At 65.3% G+C, this 19,558-nt stretch carries 16 protein-coding genes, 1 tRNA gene and 1 pseudogene; 9 read left to right on the top strand and 9 right to left on the bottom strand.

The annotated features are described in order from the left end of the window. Nucleotides 1–66: 66 nt before the first annotated feature. Nucleotides 67–831, top strand: coding sequence for a flagellar type III secretion system pore protein FliP (gene fliP, locus IPV08_RS09050; protein ID WP_207411601.1), 765 nt, complete (start codon nt 67–69; stop codon nt 829–831). A gap of 18 nt (nt 832–849) precedes the next feature. On the opposite strand, the gene IPV08_RS09045 is transcribed toward fliP, so the two are convergent. The 4 genes from IPV08_RS09045 to IPV08_RS09030 form a co-directional block, all read right to left on the bottom strand. Then, on the bottom strand, nt 850–1,155 hold the full coding sequence (locus tag IPV08_RS09045; protein WP_207411600.1) for a hypothetical protein: 306 nt from the start codon (nt 1,153–1,155) through the stop codon (nt 850–852). Next, complete coding sequence (locus IPV08_RS09040; RefSeq protein ID WP_207411599.1) at nt 1,152–3,452, bottom strand: FdhF/YdeP family oxidoreductase; 2,301 nt, start codon at nt 3,450–3,452, stop codon at nt 1,152–1,154. The genes IPV08_RS09045 and IPV08_RS09040 overlap by 4 nt, the downstream gene beginning before the upstream one ends. Before the next feature lie 351 nt (nt 3,453–3,803). Then, a complete protein-coding gene (locus IPV08_RS09035) occupies nt 3,804–4,892 on the bottom strand; it encodes a quinone-dependent dihydroorotate dehydrogenase (RefSeq protein WP_207411598.1) in 1,089 nt (362 codons plus the stop codon). Next, nucleotides 4,889–5,266, bottom strand: a complete 378-nt coding sequence (locus IPV08_RS09030; RefSeq protein ID WP_207411597.1) for a DUF952 domain-containing protein — start codon at nt 5,264–5,266, stop codon at nt 4,889–4,891. The genes IPV08_RS09035 and IPV08_RS09030 overlap by 4 nt, the downstream gene beginning before the upstream one ends. A 204-nt stretch (nt 5,267–5,470) precedes the next feature. Between IPV08_RS09030 and IPV08_RS09025 the strand changes: the two genes are divergently transcribed. The 3 genes from IPV08_RS09025 to IPV08_RS09015 all read left to right on the top strand — a co-directional run bounded on the left by IPV08_RS09025 (nt 5,471) and on the right by IPV08_RS09015 (nt 8,434). Next, nucleotides 5,471–6,103 carry a helix-turn-helix transcriptional regulator gene (locus tag IPV08_RS09025; RefSeq protein ID WP_056431196.1) on the top strand — a complete coding sequence of 211 codons (633 nt, stop codon included), beginning with the start codon at nt 5,471–5,473 and terminating at the stop codon, nt 6,101–6,103. Between the two features lie 91 nt (nt 6,104–6,194). Then, nucleotides 6,195–7,307: an ATP-binding protein gene (locus IPV08_RS09020; RefSeq protein WP_207411596.1), complete on the top strand. Its 1,113-nt coding sequence runs from the start codon at nt 6,195–6,197 to the stop codon at nt 7,305–7,307. Nucleotides 7,308–7,444: 137 nt separating this feature from the next. Beyond that, entirely contained in the window at nt 7,445–8,434 is a 990-nt protein-coding gene (locus IPV08_RS09015) for a TIM44-like domain-containing protein (protein WP_207411595.1), read from the top strand. 85 nt (nt 8,435–8,519) lie between these two features. Here the strand turns inward: IPV08_RS09015 and IPV08_RS09010 are convergent, their stop codons facing one another. Together IPV08_RS09010 and IPV08_RS09005 are read right to left on the bottom strand one after the other, a co-directional pair. Continuing rightward, nucleotides 8,520–10,154 (bottom strand): peptide chain release factor 3, encoded by a 1,635-nt coding sequence (locus IPV08_RS09010; RefSeq protein ID WP_056431206.1) that lies wholly within the window; start codon nt 10,152–10,154, stop codon nt 8,520–8,522. Nucleotides 10,155–10,259: 105 nt separating this feature from the next. After that, nucleotides 10,260–11,012, bottom strand: coding sequence for an SDR family oxidoreductase (locus IPV08_RS09005; protein ID WP_207411594.1), 753 nt, complete (start codon nt 11,010–11,012; stop codon nt 10,260–10,262). Nucleotides 11,013–11,101: 89 nt separating this feature from the next. Between IPV08_RS09005 and IPV08_RS09000 the strand changes: the two genes are divergently transcribed. Continuing rightward, a tRNA-Gln gene (locus IPV08_RS09000) sits at nt 11,102–11,176 on the top strand. Nucleotides 11,177–12,192: 1,016 nt separating this feature from the next. On the opposite strand, the gene IPV08_RS08995 is transcribed toward IPV08_RS09000, so the two are convergent. The 3 genes from IPV08_RS08995 to IPV08_RS08985 form a co-directional block, all read right to left on the bottom strand. Then, nucleotides 12,193–12,831, bottom strand: coding sequence for an HAD hydrolase-like protein (locus tag IPV08_RS08995; RefSeq protein WP_207411623.1), 639 nt, complete (start codon nt 12,829–12,831; stop codon nt 12,193–12,195). Between the two features lie 134 nt (nt 12,832–12,965). Then, the gene (locus tag IPV08_RS08990) at nt 12,966–14,057 is read right to left on the bottom strand and encodes an alkene reductase (protein ID WP_207411593.1); all 1,092 of its coding nucleotides are present in this window, start codon (nt 14,055–14,057) and stop codon (nt 12,966–12,968) included. A 224-nt stretch (nt 14,058–14,281) separates the two neighbouring features. Further along, nucleotides 14,282–16,429, bottom strand: a complete 2,148-nt coding sequence (locus IPV08_RS08985; RefSeq protein WP_207411592.1) for a sodium-translocating pyrophosphatase — start codon at nt 16,427–16,429, stop codon at nt 14,282–14,284. A 339-nt stretch (nt 16,430–16,768) separates the two neighbouring features. Here IPV08_RS08985 and IPV08_RS08980 point away from each other — a divergent pair, with 339 nt between their 5' ends. The 4 genes and pseudogenes from IPV08_RS08980 to IPV08_RS08965 all read left to right on the top strand — a co-directional run bounded on the left by IPV08_RS08980 (nt 16,769) and on the right by IPV08_RS08965 (nt 19,549). After that, nucleotides 16,769–17,359, top strand: coding sequence for a DUF1285 domain-containing protein (locus tag IPV08_RS08980; RefSeq protein WP_207411591.1), 591 nt, complete (start codon nt 16,769–16,771; stop codon nt 17,357–17,359). Beyond that, nucleotides 17,356–17,993 (top strand): annotated as a pseudogene (locus IPV08_RS08975) (CoA pyrophosphatase). Before IPV08_RS08980 ends, IPV08_RS08975 begins: the two are co-directional and overlap by 4 nt. A gap of 33 nt (nt 17,994–18,026) precedes the next feature. Then, nucleotides 18,027–18,284 (top strand): DUF6111 family protein, encoded by a 258-nt coding sequence (locus IPV08_RS08970; RefSeq protein ID WP_056431227.1) that lies wholly within the window; start codon nt 18,027–18,029, stop codon nt 18,282–18,284. Continuing rightward, nucleotides 18,281–19,549 carry a CCA tRNA nucleotidyltransferase gene (locus IPV08_RS08965; RefSeq protein WP_207411590.1) on the top strand — a complete coding sequence of 423 codons (1,269 nt, stop codon included), beginning with the start codon at nt 18,281–18,283 and terminating at the stop codon, nt 19,547–19,549. The genes IPV08_RS08970 and IPV08_RS08965 overlap by 4 nt, the downstream gene beginning before the upstream one ends. The last annotated feature ends 9 nt before the right edge of the window (nt 19,550–19,558 follow it).

The following is a 19,558-nucleotide window of genomic DNA, read 5'->3' as shown; positions in this document are numbered from 1 at the left end:
ACGAAGGGGCTTCCAGGCCTTGGGCGCTTGCACCCAAGCTCAGGCCGACGCAGGTTGCGCCCCGCCATGGCACCCCTGACCCGAACCACCTCCGTTTCCCTCCGTTCCGCCGGACTCGTGCTGGCGGCGGGCGGCTTCCTGGCCGCCGGCATCGGCGCGGCCACGGCACAGAGCCTTTCGGTCGATCTCGGTCAGGGCGGCGTCACCGAGCGAGCGCTCCAGCTCGTCGCCCTCATCACCGTCCTGGCGCTGGCGCCCTCGGTGCTGGTGATGGCGACCTCGTTCACGCGAATCGTCGTGGTGTTGTCGATCCTGCGTTCGGCCCTTGGGACTCAGAGCGCGCCGCCGAACGCCGTGATCACCAGCCTCGCGCTGTTCCTCACCGCCTTCGTGATGGCGCCGACGGCGCGCGAGGCCTATCGCACCGGGATCGAGCCGCTGATCGCGGGCCAGATCACCCAGGGCGTGGCGTTCGAGAGGGCCTCGGCTCCGTTCAAGACCTTCATGCTGCGCAACGTGCGCGAGAAGGACCTGAAGCTGTTCCTCGACATGGCGAAGGCCCCCACCCCCGCCGGGCCGGAAGCCATCGGCCTGGAGATCGTCACGCCGGCCTTCATGATTTCGGAGTTGCGCCGCGCCTTCGAAATCGGCTTCCTGCTCTTCATCCCCTTCCTCGTCATCGATCTGGTCGTCGCCTCGATCCTGATGGCGGTGGGCATGATGATGGTGCCGCCGGCGACGGTGGCCCTGCCGTTCAAGCTGATCTTCTTCGTGCTGGTCGACGGCTGGACCCTCGTAGCCGGATCGCTGATCCAGAGCTACGGAAGCTGACGACGGCAATCCAGAGACTCAGCCGTGCAGGTGATCCAGGATGGCGAGACCCGCCGGGGTCGCCTCGTAGCGCGCCCGCTGGGTTTTCTGATTGCGCTCGGTGACCGCCAGAAGCTCGGCCTCCCCGGACAGGGTCTCCACCGCACGCAGGACGAGGGCGTGCTCGACGCCGAAGACGCGGGCGAAGCTTCGGCTGTCGGCGGCGAGCTTCAGATGAAGGCCCGCGAGCAGCCCGGCCTCCAAGGTGGAGAGGCCGGGCTGGAGGTCGGCGATGGAATCGGTGACGGCGAGAAAGGTCTCGGCATCGGCAGGAGGCTCGCTCACGCTGCCTCCGCCGGACGGCGAAGCGACACCATCACTGATTTCGACGTCGGCGTGTCGCTCTCCTTGCCGAAGGACGACAGGGGAACGAGCACGTTGAGCTCCGGGTAGTAACCGGCGAGACTGCCGCGCGGCATGTCGAACGGTACGAGACGGAAGCCTTCGGCCACCCGCACCACGCCGTCGTCATGGGTGCCGACGATATCGACGCGGTCGCCTGCGACGGCACGGATCTCGGCCAGATCGTCGGGATGCGCGAACAGCACCTGACGCTCGCCGTAGACCCCGCGATAGCGGTCGTCGAGGCCATAGACGGTGGTGTTGTACTGATCGTGGCTGCGGAAGGTCTGCAGCACGAAGGTGCCGGCCTTCGTCCGCGCCTGCTGGTGCTCCGTCGCCTCGGGCAAATGTTCGGCCGAGAAATTCGCCTTGCCGGTGGTCGTCTCGAAATTGCGCTCGGCGGCGAGGTTGCGCAGCATGAACCCGCGCGGGCGGCGGACACGGGCGTTGTAGCCGGTAAAACCCGGAATGGTCCGCTCGATCAGCGCGCGGATGCCGTCATAATCGTCGGCGAGCGCCGCCCAATCGACCTTGTCCGACCCGACGGTGGCGGCAGCCATGCCGGCGATGATCGCGATCTCGGAGCGCAGCTCCGACGAGGCAGGCTTGTTGATGCCGCCCGAGCCGTGGACCATGCTCATGGAATCCTCGACCGTAACGATCTGAATCTTGCCCTTCGAATTCCGGTCGATCTCGGTGCGGCCGATGCAAGGCAGCAGGTAGGCGACCCGGCCCGGCACCAGATGCGAGTGGTTGAGCTTCGTCGCGATATGGACGGTGAGCTCGCAGGAAGCGAGCGCCTTGGCTACCAGCGCCGTATCCGGCGTGGCGCGGGCGAAATTGCCGCCGAGCCCGATGAAGGCCTTCGACGATCCGTCGAGCATGGCGCCGATGGCGCCGATGACGTTGTGGCCGTGCTTGCGCGGGGCGACGAAGCCGATCTCACGCTCCAGGGCGTCGAGCAGGGCGGCCGGCGGCTTCTCGTTGATGCCCACCGTGCGGTCACCCTGCACGTTGGAATGGCCGCGCACGGGGCAGAGTCCAGCACCGGGACGTCCGATATTGCCGCGCAGGAGCATGACGTTGGTCATCTCCCGGATGGTGGCCACCGAGTGTTTGTGCTGGGTCACTCCCATGGCCCAGGTGCAGATGACCTTGTCGGCACCGAGATAGACGTCGGCCGCCACCTCGATGTCGGCGCGGGAGAGGCCGGACTGGTCCTCGATAGCCTCCCAGGTGGTCGCCTCCACGACCGCGCGATAGGCCTCATGCCCCTCGGCATGGTGGCTCAGGAAGGCGCGATCCAGGACGGAAGGCCGGCCAGCGGCGAGCGCCGCGTCGTCGGCGGCGAAGACCGCCTTGGCGATGCCGCGGAACACCGCCATGTCGCCGCCCGGACGCGGCTGGTAATAATGGCTCGCCACCGGGGCGCTGGCACCGCGTAGCATCTCAACCGTGTTCTGCGGATCGGCGAAACGCTCCAGACCGCGCTCGCGCACGGGGTTGTAGACCACGACGCGGGCGCCGCGGGTCGCCGCCTTGCGAAGGTCGCCGAGCATGCGCGGATGGTTGGTGCCGGGGTTCTGGCCGACCACGAAGATCGCGTCCGCCTTCTCGAAATCCTCGAGCAGCACGGTGCCCTTGCCGATGCCGATGGCCGCCTGGAGGGCGATGCCGCTGGCCTCGTGGCACATGTTGGAGCAATCGGGGAAGTTGTTGGTGCCGTAGAGCCGGGCGAACAGCTGGTAGATGTAAGCGGCCTCGTTGGAGGCGCGGCCGGAGGTGTAGAACTCGGCCCGGTCGGGGCTGTCGAGACCACGCAGGGTGGCGCCGATCTCGGTGAAGGCCGCATCCCAGCTGACCGGCAGGTAGCGGTCGCTCGCTGCGTCGTAGCGCATGGGATGCGTCAGGCGGCCCTCGCCTTCCAGGGCGTAATCCGTCCATGTCCGCAGCGACGTCACCGTGTGCTTCGCGAAGAACTTCGGCGGCGTACGCTTGTCGGTCGCCTCCCATGAGACGGCCTTCACGCCGTTCTCACAGAACTCGAACGAGGAACCGTGCGCCGGGTCACCCCAGGCGCAGCCGGGACAATCGAACCCATCGGGCTGGTTGGCCTTGAGCATGGCGCGGGCCCCGGAGAGCGGGGCGCGGCTGCTCAGCAGGTGCTTGCCGCAGCTCTTTAGCGCGCCCCAACCGCCAGCGGCGGAGGAACGCTTGGGGGACGCGACCGGGTGATCCATGTACGATCCTGGCTCGGCAAAAAATGGCCTGGACGGCGGAATCGCCATGCGAAACCACGTCCTCTACCACCAGCGATATCGCACCGCACACGGGTCACTCAAACACGGATAAACGCGGGCCAGTCATGCGCTTACGACGATGCATTGGCGCGAAACCGAGCAGTCTTTCGAAGTTCTAAACTCGACCCCGCGTCAGACGCATGAACCGCATGCGACGAAAGCCGGGTTAGATCTCGCGCGTCTTGAGTAGCACCCGGCCGACAGAGGGTCGTGCCGCGATGCGGAAGACGGTCCTGCCGCGTCATCACCCTTTTGGAGTAAGACGCCGAGGATCCGGGCTTTCTCGAAAGACTAAGCGGCAGCTGTCCCGAGTTTGGCCAGCGTCGCCGCGTCCCGGCCGACGATCGTCGACAGGTCGCGAGCACCTTCCGCGGCGAGTTTTCTGAGCAAGCCGGCTTTGATCGATCCGACGAGCCCGGGACCGGCATAGACCAGCGCAGAGTAGAGCTGCAGCAGGCTCGCCCCTGCGAGGATCTTGGTCCAGGCCGCCTCGGCCGAGTCGATGCCGCCCACGCCGATGAGCGGGATGGTGCCGCCCACGCGCAGGTAGGTTTCTGCCAGGAGGCGGGTCGCCGGCTCGAAAAGCGGACGCCCGGAGAGGCCTCCGGTCTCCCTGGCCAGGGAGGCGTCGGCGAGACCGGCGGGCCGTGCGATGGTGGTGTTGGAGACCACGAGCCCCTGCACCTTCCTCCGCAAAGCGGTGGCGACGATGGAATCGAGCGCTTCGAACGAGATATCGGGGGCGATCTTCAGCAGAATCGCGGTTCCGGCAGAGGCCTTGTCGCGAGCCTCGACCACGCGTCCGAGCAGATCATCCAGGAACGCTTCGCCCTGAAGGTCACGCAGGCCGGGCGTGTTCGGCGAAGAGACGTTGACGGTGACGAATGCGACATGCGGCGCCAATGCCGAGGTGCAGGCCACGTAATCGGCGATCCTGTCGCTCGACTCCTTATTGGCGCCGATATTGATTCCGACCAATCCGGTCCGGCCGCTTCTCGCCGCGAGGCGACCGCGCACGATGTCGAGCCCTTCGCTGTTGAGGCCGAAGCGGTTGATGACGGCGCCGTCGGCGCTGAGGCGGAACACGCGCGGGCGTGGATTGCCACCCTGAGGCTTCGGAACGACGCCGCCGACCTCCACGAAGCCGAAGCCCAGGCCGAGCAGCGCGTCGGGCACCTGCGCGCCCTTGTCGAATCCTGCCGCCAGTCCGACCGGGTTGGGGAACCGACGGCCGAAGGCATCAACCGCGAGCCTCGGATCGTCCGGGGCCGGCTTGCGGGGTGGCAGAAGAGCCAGCCCACGTAAGGTGAGGTTGTGCGCCGTCTCGGCGTCGAGACCATGCAGGATCGGCTTTGCGAGGGGAAAGAGCGCGCCGATCATACCGATGCTCCGGTCGAGGGAGGAGTGGGCGAAACCAGATCGGCGGGAAACAGATGCCGGCCGTCCGGCCCGATCGGAAGATCGGTGACGGACCTGACCGCATCGAGCCGGAGGTCGCCGTAGAGATGCGGGAACAGCGCCCCGCCGCGCGAGGGCTCGTAGCGAAGGGCATCTCCCAACGCATCGGCGTCGATCCCGACGAGGACGAGATCGGGAACACCGGCGAAATGCCGAGATGCAGTTTCAGCCACTTGGTCAGCGGTGGAGAAATGAATGAACCCATCGGCATGGTCGACCGGAGCACCGGTGAACCGGCCCGCTTCCTCGGCCTCGCGCCACAAGGCACGCGGGCATATCTTGTAGATCATTGACATCGCGCGTTGCCTTCCGGTTCGACCGCGACCGCGATAGAACGGGCAGGCATCCGTCGCAACCAGCGGCTATTTCTACCTTTGGTCGTGAGTTTGTAATTTCTCCATCTCAAGGATAGTGGCGGCGCGCCGTTGCTTCCGCCGCTTTTTAGTTCTACTTTCCTAAAGCTAGGCTGGATGTCTTAGCCATTCTGATCGAGTCTCGCCATGCTGTCCCACGAGCAGATCTGGACCGCGATCGACCGTCTCGCGGAACGCCATGGATTCTCCGCTTCGGGTCTCGCGCGCCGTGCGGGGCTCGACGCCACGAGCTTCAACCGCTCGAAGCGGATCGGGCCGGACGGGCGCAAGCGCTGGCCCTCCACCGAATCGGTGTCGAAGGTACTCGCGGCCACCAATGCGACGCTGGACGATTTCCTTCGCCTCATCGAGGCACGGGAAGGCATGCCGCGCACCATGGTGCCGCTGATCGGCATGACTCAGGCGGGCGCGGGCAGGCTCTTCACCGAGGAAGGCATGCCCACCGGCGGGCCGGGCTGGGAAGAAATCGAGTTTCCCGATCTCGGTGAGGATCGCGCTTTCGCCCTCGAAGTGCAGGGCGATTCCATGGAACCGCTCTACCGCGACGGCGACGTTCTGATCGTGTCTCCCACCGCCAGCGTCCGCAAAGGCGACCGCGTGGTGGTGCGGCTGGCCAGCGGCGAAGTGCTGGCCAAGGAACTGCGCCGCAAGACCGCCCGGACGATCGAGTTGCTGTCGCTCAACCCGAGCCACCCGGAACGCATCGTCCAAGTGGCGGAGATCGCCTGGATCGCGCGAGTGATGTGGGTGCGGCAGTAGACATCGTGGGGAGGCTCCGTGACGTCTTGGCGCTTCCGTCCGATGCGACTAACGCTGGAGCCCGTTCCGCTCCGACAGGCCTGGATACAGCATGGCGTTGCACGATCTGGACGGCGAACGGGATGAGGCTCCGAGCCCGCCTATCGATCTTCGCTCGGCCCTGGATGCCAGCGCAGTTCCCACGCTGCTGATCGACCAATCCAAGACGACGATCGTCGCGGCCAATCCCGCTTTTGCCCGGTTGACCGGCCACGATACCGGGGATCTCGTCGGACGCGATGCCCATCTGCTTCTCGGAGCCAATACCGACAAGGACGCTCGCGCCGCTTTCGCCGCCGCGTTGGCGGGAAAGCGTCCGGAGGGAATCGAGGTGCTGGCCTGGCGCAGGAACGGCTCGACCTTCTGGGCCGAGATCTTCGCAGCCCGCATGCCCGATACCGACCTTCTCCTCGTCCAGGTGATCGACGTGACCAGACGAAGGGATGCTGAGGGCGCGCTGGCTTTATCGCGGCAACGCGAGGCGCTGGGCCTGCTCACGAACAGCGTCGCTCACGAGTTCAACAACTTCCTCCAGATTCTCATCGGCTATATCGACGGGCTGAAGCGACGTCTCGGCGACCGCGAGGAACCCTTCATCCAACGGGCGGTGATACGCTCCACCGACGCGGTGGAGCGGGCGACGATCCTGACGCGCCAGCTTCTGACCTTCTCGCGCCGGATCGCGCCGGATGTCCGCCCGGTCGATATGAATGCTCTCATCACCGCCTTCGCCGCGCGCATGCAAGCGACGCTTCCCCCGGGCGTAATCCTGACGATCCGCACGGCACCGGACCTGCCCAACGGGCTCACCAACCCGACCCAAGTGGATCTTGCCCTGTCCCATATCGTCGCCAATGCCTGCGAGGCGATGCCGTCCGGCGGAAGCATCGAGATCGCGAGTTTCGTGGTGCCGCCGAGCGACCCGGCGATCCGCCGCCCGGGCGATGGCGCGGTCGGTCTTTCCGTCCGCGATACCGGGCACGGGATGACACCGGAGATGGCGGCACGGGCGCTCGCGCCCTTCATCACGACTCGCGAGGCCGGACGGGGAGCGGGGCTCGCCATCGTCCACGGCCTGGTGAAACGTCAGAACGGGACCGTGTCTCTCGACAGCAAGCCCGGCGAGGGAACGACGGTCCGGATGATTTTTCCCGCCGCTCTCTGAACTTTACCGGCTTTCTCAAGTCTCGCCGTCATCACAAAAGCAGGGCGCGGCCGGACTAAAACTCGTCGTCGAACGTCACCATATAAGATCCGGCATTCCCGCCGGGACTCTCTCAGACTTCGTTCAGAGGCGTATTCATGTTCATCCCCTCCACGCGTCGCACCCGCGCCGCGACCGTCTTCGCGCTCGCCGCGATGCTGGCCGTTGCTGCGCCCGTTGCCGAGGCCCGTCCAGGCGGCGGCGGTGGCATGGGCTCGCGCGGCTCGAAGACCTACAACGCGCCTTCGTCCACGAACACGGCACCGAGCGCCGCGCCGATCCAGCGCTCGCAGACGCAGCCCGGTTCGACCATGGGTAATCCCGGCATGACGAGCGCCGCTACGCAGCGTCCTCGCTTCGGTGGCGGCTTCATGGCCGGCCTTCTCGGCGCCGGCCTCCTCGGAGCGCTCCTGGGCGGTGGCTTCTTCGGCGGACTCGGCGGCATCGCCTCGATGATCGGCCTGCTGCTGCAGGTCGGCCTCATCGTGATGGTCGTCGCCTTCGCGGTGCGTTGGTTCCGCCGCCGTCAGGGCAATCCGGCTCCCGCCGGCATGGCCCGCTCCAGCATGTCGGGCAATTCGAACCCGTCGGGCTACGGCTCGACGCCCGGCGCGGGAGCTGGTCCCGCCATGGGTGCCGGTTCGGCCATGGGTGCTGCTCCGCGCGGCGCGCCGCAGCCGACCGTCGGCAAGGTCGATATCGGCCCGGGCGACTTCCAGAGCTTCGAGATCGCTCTGAATGACGTGCAGGCGGCCTATGGCCGTGGCGACGTCGCTGCGTTGCGCAACCTCGCGACACCGGAAATGGCGGGCTACTTTGCCGATGAGCTGCGTGGCAACGAATCCCGCGGGGTCGTCAATCGGATCTCGAACGTGAAGCTTCTGCAGGGCGACCTGTCGGAATCATGGAGCGAGGGCCGCATGGAATACGCCACGGTGGCGATGCGCTACGCCATTACCGACGTGACGATCGACCTTCGGACCAACCAGACCGTCGAGACCGGCGAGCCGGAGGCCCTGGAGCTGTGGACCTTCGTGCGCGAGCGAGGCGGGCGCTGGATCCTCTCGGCGATCCAGCAAGGCCGCTGATCGCCTCAACGGCATCGGTCGAAACCAAGAAAGGGCCGCGCGGTGTAAACCGCGCGGCCCTTTCTCATGAAGCCTGCGCCCAGGATCAGGCGGCGCGCTTCTGATAATCCTTGATGTCGGTGAAGCGGACCTTCGGCGCGCGCTCTTCCTCGTAGCGGAGGGAAAAGGCGGTGGTCGCCATGAAGACGGGCGCACCGTCGAGATCGCTCGCCATGGCAGAGCCATGGGTACCGATGAAGGAATCGAGGTCGGTTTCGACATCCGATTCGATCCAGCGACAGATCGAGAAGCGCGTCGGCTCATAATCGATGGGCAGGCCATACTCGGCCTGGAGCCGCTCCTTCAGCACGTCGAGCTGCAGCGCACCGACGACGCCGACGATGGCCTGTGAGCCGTCATGCGGACGGAACACCTGGACGACGCCTTCCTCGCCCATCTGCTGAAGCGCTTCCCGCAGCTTCTTCGCCTTCATCGCATCGGTGAGCTTGATACGGCGCAGAATTTCCGGCGCGAAGCTCGGCACGCCGCGGAACACGATCTCCTCGCCCTCGGTGAGCGTATCGCCGATGCGCAGGGTGCCGTGGTTGGGGATGCCGACCACATCGCCGGCAAAGGCCTCGTCGGCGATGGCTCGGTCCTGCGCGAAGAAGAATTGCGGCGCGGACAGCGACATCGGCTTTCCGGTGCGCACGAGCTTCGCCTTCATGCCGCGGCTGAGCCTGCCCGAGCAGACCCGCATGAAGGCGATGCGGTCGCGATGGTTGGGATCCATGTTCGCCTGGATCTTGAAGACGAACCCCGTCATTTTCGGCTCGGTGGGCTCCACCAGGCGCTTGTCGCAATCCTGGCCGCGCGGGGGTGGTGCGAAGCGGGCAAGCCCGTCGATGAGGTCGCGCACGCCGAAATTGCGCAGGGCCGAGCCGAAAAAGACCGGCGTGAGGTGCCCTTCGCGAAACGCCTCGAGATCGAACCGCTTGAGGCCGGATTCGGCGAGCTCCGCCTCCTCCCGCCACGTGGCCACCTCGCCTTCCTCGGTGAGGAGCTGGTCGAAGAGCGGATCGTCCACGCCGGACACGGCCACGGTGCCGGCGTCGTCCGCCGCGTCGAGCCGGCGAACACGACCATTGCCGAGGTCGTAGGTGCCGGCAAAGCTCCGCCCCCGGCCGATGGGCCAAGTGACCGGAGCTACATCGAGCGCCAGGGTCTTCTCGATTTCGTCGAGAAGTTCGAACGGATCGCGCGCCTCACGGTCGAGCTTGTTGATGAAGGTGACGATGGGGATGTCGCGCAGGCGGCAGACCTCGAACAGCTTACGCGTGCGCGCCTCGATGCCCTTGGCGGCGTCGATCACCATCACCGCCGAATCGACGGCCGTCAGGGTGCGGTAGGTATCCTCCGAGAAGTCCTCGTGGCCCGGCGTGTCGAGCAGGTTGAAGACGCAGTCGCCATACTCGAAGGTCATCACCGAGGTGACGACCGAGATGCCGCGCTCCTTCTCGATTCCCATCCAGTCGGACCGAGTCGAGACGCGGTTGCGCTTGGCCTTGACCTCGCCGGCGAGCTGGATCGCGCCGCCGAACAGGAGCAGCTTCTCGGTGAGCGTGGTCTTGCCCGCATCAGGGTGGGAGATGATCGCGAAGGTACGGCGGCGGGCGACGGGATCCTTCGCCCTGTCGGCATCCTTGCCGGTCGCGTCCTTGGGTTCTGTCTGCATCAACATCGCGGGCGGTTGCTTCTCTGGTCCGCCGGGGCGGGCTTGTCTGTACAAGGTCGGGGGCGTGCCCCGTCTGTAATGCGAACGGGGACCGGGCGAAAGCGCGGGGCCTCAGCCCCTCCCGATATAGGGCATCTTCGTCGCCATCACGGTCATGAACTGCACGTTGGCGTCGAGGGGCAGGCCGGCCATATAGACCACCGCATCGGCCACGTGACGGGCGTCCATGACCGGCTCGACTTTCAACGATCCGTCGGGCTGGCGTATGCCAGCTGCCATCGGCTTGGTCATATCCGTCTCGGCATTGCCGATATCGATCTGCCCACAGGCGATGTCATGGTCGCGGCCATCGAGGGAGGTTGACCGCGTGAGGCCGGTGATCGCGTGTTTCGTCGCCGTATAGGGCGCCGAATTCGGACGCGGCACCTGAGCCGAGATCGACCCGTTGTTGATGATGCGGCCGCCGCGCGGGTTCTGCGCCTTCATCATCCGGAAGGCGCCCTGCGTGCAGAGGAAAGCGCCGGTGAGGTTTGCATCCACGACGGCCTGCCATTGCGCCAGGCTGAGTTCGTCCAGCGGCACGGAAGGTGCGAACAGGCCGGCATTGTTGAACAAGAGATCGAGGCGACCGAACCGCGTCTTCACCTCGGCGAAGAGATGCCCGACTGCTGGGGCATCGCCGACATCGGTCTCCACTGCCATGGCCTCAGCCCCAAGCGCACGCGCGGCATCCGCTACCTCATCGAGCGGCCCCCGTCGACGCCCGGCCAAAGCCAGATCGAACCCGGCTCGTGCGAGCCCGAGCGAGACCGCCCGGCCGATCCCGGACCCCGCCCCTGTGACGATCGCGATCCGCTTCGACATGCGCGCTCTCCATTTCCTGGTCGGCCGGAGCGAACAGGCTGTTGCAACGGGCCGACGCGGCGTCTAGACAACGCGCGGCCTTGCGTCGATGGGGCGTCGCCAAGTGGTAAGGCAGCGGTTTTTGGTACCGCCATTCGGAGGTTCGAATCCTCCCGCCCCAGCCATCCACGCAAATGGGCCAGCTCGTGAGCGCCTGATGGGCGCCGCTAGAGCGTATGAGACACGTCTTCCACGTCGAAGGACGACGTCTACTCAACAAAACCAAGCCCCATGGGAAGCCGAGCCGGTCAAGCAGGTGCTCAAGGCGCAATGCTTTGGCCATCAGCGGCCGAGACTGGCTGCCATCCTTTCGGTCCGCTGACTCCAATTAAGTTTCGTGGCAGATCAAGCGGTTACTCGATCATGGAAAGCCGAGGGTGTGCACGGGGCACAGCAGCCCTGGGCTCAAGTCCTATGAGAGACTTTAATCCTGTAGGCAGGATATTTCGTATTAATCGACATTAAAACTGGAATTTTTCTGCTTTGAATAGCATTTTAATGCGGCTAGGGATGAATTGCTTCGCCAGCCAACGAAACCGATTTGTGAGTTCACCATGGTACCAGCTGCTTTCACAGCCGGCCTCGGAGTCGGCCTTTCCTTTCTTTTGGGCCCGAATATCGGGGCTATCGCCCTGGTTCCCGTCCTCGTTCTCTGCGTCGTCCGCCTCTTCGGGGAAAAGGTTCTGCGGATGATGGAGGACTGAGAGAGCGACGGGATCTCATCTTGTTGTCATTCGGAAATACTGAGACCGCCAGCACGTCGCGAGTGGATACTGTGTGACACGTCTCGCCTATGAAGGTCGAACGGGTCACCGCCGTGCGTCCTCGGCATGTCGAAGACGAGTGAGGACTTCCGCGACGATCATGGACGCCGCGTACTGATCCTTGATGCGAGAGGCGTTTCTCAGCCCGTCGATCGTTCGTCCACCGGGCGAAGTACGCCGCCGCATGCTCTGCCCGCCTGCGCCGAAATCGTCCCGATTCGACGGATGAGCTGTTGGCTCAGCGGCCAATACCGAGATCCGTGGCCACAGACGGTATCGGTTTCTCAGGTGTTGCCCCGGCTTTGGGCTATGCATGGGGACGACCTCCCTGAAGACATCCTAACGCCCAGCAAGTTCGATGCCGGCGAGGGGTATCGTCAGGCTGGCGCCGTTCCTATCGTCTCCACGATATCGGCGGGGTGTCGAAAGACCATGTCGGGGCGAGCGGTTACCAGCGCGTCCCCTCGCGTATATCCCCAGGTCACGGCTCCGAAATTGCAGGACGCGGCTTTGGCCGCATCGTGATCCCGCAATTCGTCGCCGATATAGATGGCACCGCCAAGCGATCCCTCCCTTCGCATCACTGCGTTCAGGCGCTTGGCCTTGCCGAACATCGAGACGCCGCAGGCGTAATGCCGGAAGCGCAGGGCGCAGGGTCCGAGGACATGCCGGACATTGGCTTCGCTGTTCGAACTGACGATGGCGAGGGTGACGCCTGCTTCGTCGAGGTTGCAGAGCATGTCCCGTATCCCGGGAAACAGCGAGATCGTGGCGATGTCGCGCGACGCGAGTCCGTGCATGTGCCGCGTGATGAACGGCAACTTCCAGGGCGATACGCCGAGCTCACGAATGAGGGCGCGGGCCGAAAGACCCCGTAGCGCATCGGTCTCGGCCGGATCGATCTGCCGGAAACGATAGCGAACAGCGACGTCGTTGATAACGCTGCAGAACCACGGGAACGTGTCGGCAAGCGTCCCGTCGAAGTCGAAGATGGCAAGCTTGTAGGATGTGCGCATCACGCCGGTGGGTCGCCCGTTATGGTTCAGCTCCCCTGAGGAAAAGGAACCTCAGGCGGCCCCGAAGCCGGCGCCACGCAGTAACGCGGACAGACCTCGATGAGTCGAACCCATCGAGGTCTGGAAGGACCGCGTCAGGCCGCCTTCGACGCGGTGCGCGTCGGGTAGTCGATATACCCTTCCGGTCCCTGGCTGTACCAGGTCGATTGCTCGTCCTTGTTGAGCGGCACATGCTCCGCGATCCGCTCGACGAGATCGGGGTTGGCGATGAACGGCCGGCCGAACGCGATGGCGTCGGCCTTGCCCTCGGCGAGGGCGGCCTCGGCGGCGGCCGGATCGTAATCCGAATTGAGGATCAGCGGGCCGCCGAAAGCCTTCCGCATCACGGGCGCGACCGGCGGATGGTTCGGCTTGCCGAAGGTCCCGTTCGGGCCGGGTTCGCGCAGTTCGAGGAAAGCGATACCGATCTTGCCGAGCGCGGCGGCAGCGGCCCCGAACAAGGCGTTCGGATTCGAATCGTCCACACCTTGGATCTCGCCGTTCGGTGACAGGCGCACGCCCGTGCGGTCCTTCCCGATGGCGTCGGCCACGGTCTGGGTGACCTCCGTCAGCAGCCGGATGCGGTTCTCGACAGAGCCGCCGTAGCGGTCATCCCGGTGATTGCTGTTGTCACGTAGGAACTGGTCGATGAGGTAGCCATTCGCCGCGTGAATCTGCACGCCATCGAACCCGGCCGCGATGGCATTACGCGCGGCGCAGTCATAATCGGCGAGGAGACGCGGAATCTCCTCGATCGGCAGGGCACGCGCCTGGGCGTAGGGCTGCTTGCCCTCGTAGGTATGGGCGTGGTCCGGCGCAGTAGTGGCGGAAGACGAGATCGGTGCCTTACCGCCATTGAAGCTCGGATGGACGATGCGGCCCATATGCCAGAGCTGGCAGACGATTCGGCCTCCGGCCTCGTGAACTGCCTTCACGACGGGCTTCCAGGCTTCGACCTGTTCGTCAGACCAGATACCCGGCGCGAAGGGCCAACCGAGCCCTTCCTGGCTAATGCCCGTCGCCTCGGTGAGGATCACGCCCGCGCTCGCCCGCTGCCTGTAATAATCGACCATGATCGGGGTCGGTACATGCTCCCTCGTGGCGCGGGCGCGGGTGAGCGGCGCCATGAAGATGCGGTTCTTCGAGTCGATCGCGCCGATGCGGATCGGATCGTGCAGTGAGGGCATGAAGATCTCTCGTCAGACTACGACAATGGAGACGCGACCGCTTCGGCCGCGCCTTCGTTGCCCGTAGGTATGGCGCTGACGGGAGACCGTCAGGGGGACGGCTGGAGCATCGGACACCGCCTGTGCGCCGCCGCACGCCACCACGCCCGGGATCATCACCCCGGCAATCACCTTTCCGGCATCTGCCTGAGCTTTGGCTCCGCGAACGCCATTCCGGCAAAGATTCAGAGGTGGGCCAGCACTGCGAGCAGGAGCAGGGCAATGATGTTCGTGATCTTGATCGCGGGATTCACGGCAGGGCCGGCCGTGTCCTTGTAGGGGTCGCCTACGGTGTCGCCGGTCACCGCCGCCTTGTGCGCATCGGAGCCTTTGCCACCGTGATGACCGTCCTCGATGTACTTCTTGGCGTTGTCCCAGGCGCCGCCGCCGGATGTCATCGAGATCGCCACGTAGAGCCCGGTCAGGATCACACCCAGCAGGGATGCGCCCACCGTGGCGAAGGCCTGGTCCTTGCCGGCAATCGCCTGGATCACGAAGAAGATGACGATGGGCGAGAGAACCGGCAGGAGCGACGGAAGGATCATCTCCTTGATCGCCGCGCGGGTGAGCATGTCGACGGCCCGCCCGTAATCCGGTCGGTCGGTGCCCGCCATGATGCCGGGCTTCTCGCGGAACTGGCGCCGCACCTCCTCGACCACGGCGCCGGCCGCACGGCCGACCGCCGTCATCGCCATGCCGCCGAACAGGAACGGGATGAGCCCGCCGAGCAGGAGGCCGACGACGACGTAGGGGTTCGACAGGGAGAAATCGACGCTCACGCCCTGGAAGAAGCGGTACTGGGTCGGGCTCGCATTGGCGATGAAGTAGTTGAGGTCGCTGGTATAGGCGGCGAACAAGACGAGAGCGCCGAGACCGGCCGAGCCGATGGCATAGCCCTTGGTGACAGCCTTCGTGGTGTTGCCGACGGCATCGAGCGCGTCGGTGGACTTGCGGACCTCCGGCGGCAGACCGGCCATCTCGGCGATACCGCCGGCATTGTCGGTGACGGGACCGAACGCGTCGAGGGCGACGATGAACCCGGCCAGCGCCAGCATGGCCGTCACCGCGATGGCGATGCCGAAGAGGCCCGCCAGCGAATAGGTGGCAATGATGCCCGCCACGATGACGAGCGCCGGCAGCGCCGTCGATTCGAGCGAGATCGCGAGCCCCTGGATCACGTTGGTGCCGTGACCCGTGACGGAGGCGTCGGCGATCGACTTCACCGGGCGGAAGTTCGTGCCGGTGTAGTATTCGGTGATGACGACGATGAGCGCCGTGATGACGAGGCCGATCACCGCGCAGCCGAACAATCCGCCTGAGGTGAAGGTGACGCCGGCATTCGTCTTGAACTCGGTGGCGAATCCACCGAACAGCGCAAAATTCACCAGCGCGATGGCGACGATGGAGAGTGCGCCGGCGGTGATGAGACCCTTGTAGAGCGCTCCCATGATCGACTGGTTGGCTCCGAGCCGAACGGCGTAAGTGCCGGCGATCGAGGTGAGGATGCAGGCCGAACCAATGGCCAACGGATAGAGCAGCATCGCCTCCAGCACGTTGCGTCCGGCGATATCGGTCTGGCCGGCGAAGAAGATCGCAGCGAGCACCATGGTGGCGACGACGGTCACCGCATAGGTCTCGAACAGGTCGGCCGCCATGCCGGCGCAATCGCCGACATTGTCACCCACATTGTCGGCGATGGTGGCCGGGTTGCGCGGATCGTCTTCCGGAATCCCGGCTTCGACCTTGCCGACGAGGTCGCCGCCGACATCGGCGCCCTTGGTGAAGATACCGCCTCCCAGACGGGCGAAGATCGAGATCAGCGAGGCGCCGAAGCCGAGTGCCACGAGGGAATCGATGACTTCACGGCTGGCGGGCGCGAGGCCCGAAACGCGGGTGAGGAAGGTGTAGTAGAGCGCGACCCCAAGGAGCGCGAGACCAGCCACGAACATGCCGGTGACGGCACCGGACTTGAATGCGACGTCGAGCCCAGCCCCCAGGGAGGTCGAGGCCGCCTGCGCCGTCCGGACATTGGCGCGCACCGACACGTTCATGCCGATGAAGCCGGCCGCTCCGGAGAGGACCGCGCCGATGAGGAAGCCGATGGCGACCTTCAGTCCGAGAAAATAGGCGAGCGCCACGAACAGAACTACGCCAACGATGCCGATGGTAGCGTATTGCCGGCGCAGGTAGGCCTGTGCCCCTTCCGCAATCGCCCCGGCGATCTCTTGCATCCGCTGGGTGCCGGCGTCGCGTTTCATCACGTCGTTGATCGTGATGATTCCGTAGGCGACGGCGCATAGTCCGCCCAAGATGATAAGCAACAATGCGGTCATTCTACCGTCCTTGCGTTGTTATCGTGATGACGTAGCTCGGCTTGTTATGGGACGAGACGCTTGATGCGTTTTAGGCATTCCCTCCCTGGGATGCCTGCTCTGATTGCCAAACTTCCGCGGCAAGAGCAAATCCTGCTTAGCTCTTTCACTTGCGATTATTTTTGCGTTGCACAATTCACTAAGCGCTTGATTGAAATCACTCGCATTCGAATCTCTTCGTCTCTTACCGAGCTCGTAACGCGGCGCAGCGAAACTTTGCGCATTGATTCACGCTAGGGCATCGATTCCCATGGATTGGGACGGTTTCAAAAATGCGGGAACGCGTTATTTCCTGAAGCCATGACCCAGTCGGAACAACCGCCACCGGACACGGCCCTGACCCGGCTCAGCCTCGCCCTGGACGGGGTACCCCAGCGGGGTTTGCCGCCCGTCGAGCGATGGAACCCACCCTATTGCGGTGAAATCGACATGCGGATCGCCGCGGATGGAACGTGGTTCCATAACGGCTCACCGATCCGCCGCCCGGCCCTCGTCAAGCTGTTCTCTTCTATCCTCCGGCGAGAGCCCGATGGCCGCATCGTGCTGGTGACGCCGGTGGAGAGCGTGGGAATCGTTGTGGACGATGCGCCCTTCGCCGCGGTGGAGATGGCGGTGGAGGGTGAGGGCGAGACCCGGCGCATCGCGTTCCGCACGAATGTCGACGATCTCGTCACCGTCGATGCCGATCATGCTCTGCGGTTCGAGGAGGGCGGGGATGGCGGTCTGCGCCCCTATATCCATATCCGCCGTGGCCTCTGGGCACTGCTTACCCGCGCAACGACCTACGACCTGCTGGCGCTGGGTGAGGAACGCCTGGTCGATGGGGTGTCGTGGTTCGGCATTGCCGGCGGCGGCGGGTTTCACCCTATCGCTCGCAGCGAAGGCGCATGAGCTTCGACGCGCTGTCGGACCTGCTCGAGAGGGCCGGGCGGGGCCTCTCCCCTACTCCCCCAAAGCCGACGACCCCGTTTCGAACCCGCGCGGCGACCACGACCTCGATCCAGCCGGGATCGCGACCCCTCCGGTAAAACCGCACCGGTCAGCAGCGGTCCTGGTACCTATCGTCGTCAGGAACGATGAACTCGCGGTGCTCTTCACCGTGCGGGCATCGCACCTGCGCGACCATTCCGGTCAGATCGCCTTTCCAGGTGGCAAGATCGAACCCTCGGACCGGGACCCGGCGGATGCCGCCCTGCGCGAAGCCCGAGAGGAGATCGGCCTTCGACCTGACGACATCCGCATCCTCGGCTATCTCGACCCCTATCTGTCGGCGACGGGATTCCTCGTGGTCCCGGTGGTGGGGCTCTGCACCGAAGAAATCCGGCTCGCCCCAGATCCGGCGGAGGTGGCGGAGGTGTTCGAAGTCCCGCTGGGCCGCCTGATGGACCCGGTCCGTCGGCGCCTCGGCGCCGGGCTATGGCAGGATCGCCCGCGACGCTACTACACCATCCCCTTCGGCGACCGCATGATCTGGGGTGTGACGGCGGGGATCGTGAACAATCTCCACGAACGCCTGTTTCCGTGACATGACGGCCTTCCCTCGCCCAGCGAAAGCTCCATGATCCGCCGCCTCGTCGAAGAAGTCCTGATCTTCCTGTTGCCCTTCATTTTGTTCGGCCTCTATCTCACAATCAGAGGCCGCAACCCGAGCCACGGCGCCCATTGGGAAGGGTTCGTGTTTCGACTGACCATGGGAGGGCTCGCTCTGGTGATCCTGTCCTTCATCATTGCCGGTCTGGCGGGCGAAAAGCATCGCGGCGGCTACGTCCCACCCAGGATCGAAAACGGACAGGTCGTTCCGGGCCATTTCCAATGACTGGTCGCGATCTCCGGCGGGAGGGGCTCAATGCCCTTCTCGTGGATCCAGCCGTCTCGCACGTGCTTTCCGTGCTGAAGGCGGATGGGGAGGAAACACGGATCGTCGGGGGCTCAGTGCGCGATGCCCTGCTCGGCCAGGTGGGATCGGACATCGATCTCGCCACCACTCTTCTGCCGCAGGAGACGATTCGGCGCGCGGCGGCTGGTTCCCTCCGGGCGATCCCAACGGGCATCGAGCATGGAACGATCACCCTCCTCCATGCCGGACGGGCCTTCGAGGTGACCACCCTGCGGGAGGATGTCGAGACCGACGGCCGGCACGCGGTGGTCAGGTTCGGACGGGACTTCTCCCGTGACGCGGAGCGTCGCGACTTCACCATCAACGCTCTGTCCCTGAGCGCGGATGGCGAACTCCACGACACGACCGGAGGTGAAGAGGATCTCCGGGCGGGCCGTGTCCGCTTCATCGGTGAAGCGGCGACCCGCATCCGCGAGGACGCCTTGCGCATCCTACGCTTCTTCCGCTTCCACGCCCGCTACGGGATCGGAGCGCCGGACGCGGATGGCCTACAGGCCGCGCGCGATGCGGCGGAGGCCCTCGATACCCTCTCGCGGGAACGGGTCCGTGCGGAATTTCTGAAACTCCTGGAAGCGCCAGGCGCCCTTGAGGCGGTCGCGGAAATGAAGAAGGCCGGGCTGCTCGCGCGTATCATCAGCGCCGAGGGTCACGTCGATCGCCTGGAACGCGCCATCGCATCGACGTTGGATCACGGCGGCCCGATGATGGCAGTGAACTCGCTCGCTGCCTTGGTCGTCGACAACGACGACGATGCGGACCGTCTGCGACAGAAGCTGCGATTATCGAACGAGGAGCATGCCCGTTTGTGCGCCTACGCGGCTGCACGACGGGCCATCGCGCGCCTGCAGCACGTGGGAGCCATCGAGATGCGTCGGCTCGCGGCGACAGAGGATCTACTTGGCTTGGCGCTGGTGATCGCCGTCATGGATGAGACGAACGTGAACCGAATCGACACGGAGGCTCGCCGCGAACTGAGGGGCCTGCTCGATGGCACGTCGACCGCGCCGACCTTTCCCCTCAGCGGGGGCGACCTCATCACGGCAGGCATCCCGCCAGGCCGTTCAGTGGGTCGGGGTCTCTCCGCGAGCCGCTCTCTCTGGCTCGAGCGGGGATGTCTTACCGGGGAGGAGGAGCGCGTCCTCCTCCTCGACCATGCGGTGACTCACGCTCGCTCGGGTGACTGAGCGTAGCGA

Origin of the sequence: Methylobacterium sp. SD274 (assembly GCF_017355285.1) — a bacterium.
Taxonomy (GTDB): domain Bacteria; phylum Pseudomonadota; class Alphaproteobacteria; order Rhizobiales; family Beijerinckiaceae; genus Methylobacterium.
This window is presented reverse-complemented; position numbering and strand designations above follow the sequence as displayed.